Genomic DNA, 1,336 nt, shown 5'->3' with positions numbered 1-1,336 from the left:
GGCCTTTCCCGTTCGGGTGCCCGGCGGGTCAGCGGGACGTGCCCGCCATCTCCTTCACCGGCGTGTCGAGGGCGTCGAGGCTGCGCAGGATGTCCTCCACGCGCTGCTTGGCGTCGCCGAACAGCATCTGGCTGTTCTCCCGGAAGAACAGCGGGTTCTGCACACCGGCGTACCCGGCGGCCATCGACCGCTTGAAGACGACCACGTCGGCCGCCTCCCACACGTGCAGCACCGGCATGCCGGCGATGGGGCTGGCCGGGTTGTCGGTGGCGGCCGGGTTGACCGTGTCGTTGGCGCCGATGACCAGGACGACCGAGGTGGCGGCGAAGTCGTCGTTGATCTCGTCCATTTCCAGGACGATGTCGTACGGCACGTTCGCCTCGGCGAGCAGCACGTTCATGTGCCCGGGCAGCCGGCCGGCGACGGGGTGGATGCCGAAGCGCACCTCGACGCCCCGCTCGCGCAGCTTGCGCGCCAGCTCGGCGACCGGGTACTGGGCCTGGGCGACCGCCATGCCGTAGCCCGGCGTGATGATCACCGCGGAGGCGTCGCGCAGGAGCTCCGCGGTCTCCTCCGCGCTGATCTCCCGGTGCTCCCCGTGCTCCCCGTCGTCGGCAGCCGCCGCCGGCGTGCCGAAGCCGCCCGCGATCACCGAGATGAAGGAGCGGTTCATCGCCTTGCACATGATGTACGACAGATAGGCACCGGAGGAGCCCACCAGCGCGCCGGTGACGATCAGCAGGTTGTTGGCGAGCAGGAAGCCCGAGGCGGCGGCGGCCCAGCCGGAGTAGCTGTTGAGCATGGAGACGACCACCGGCATGTCCCCGCCGCCGATGGAGGCGACCAGGTGCGCGCCCAGGGCCAGGGCGATGACGGTGACCGCGATGAGGAGACCCATGTTCGGGCGGGCCACGAACGCGACGGTGAGCGCGACGAAGGCGACCAGGGCACCGATGTTCAGGACGTGCTTGCCGGGCAGCGTCAGCGGACGGGAGTTGATGCGTGCCGAGAGCTTCAGGTACGCGATGACGGAACCCGTGAAGGTGACGGCGCCGATGAACACCCCGATGAACACCTCGGCGTGGTGGATGCCGAGCAGCGACCCGCTGAGCTCGGCGTCGACGTCGAGGTAGCCGTTCCAGCCGACGAAGGCGGCGGCCAGGCCGACGAGGCTGTGCATGATGGCGATCAGCTCGGGCATGCCGGTCATCTCGACGACCCGGGCCCGCCACAGTCCGATGCCCGCGCCGATGGCGGTGGCGAGGGCGATCAGCACGAGACCGGTGGCGGTGATGTCCTCCGACGCGAGGCCGACGGTGGCGGCCAGGGCGACGAC

General features: G+C 70.2%; 1 protein-coding gene. It reads right to left on the bottom strand.

Going from position 1 to position 1,336, the window contains the following annotated elements; translation table 11 throughout:
• Positions 1-28 precede the first annotated feature (28 nt).
• Positions 29-1,336: NAD(P)(+) transhydrogenase (Re/Si-specific) subunit beta (locus CCL05_RS35060; protein WP_086564685.1), on the bottom strand; the 1,308-nt coding region annotated here is incomplete at its 5' end.

It is taken from the genome of Streptomyces africanus, from assembly GCF_002150735.1.
In the GTDB taxonomy this organism is placed as follows: Bacteria; Actinomycetota; Actinomycetes; order Streptomycetales; family Streptomycetaceae; genus Streptomyces; species Streptomyces africanus.
The sequence above is the reverse complement of the archived record's forward strand: the minus strand, read 5'-3'. Positions and strand labels throughout refer to the sequence as shown.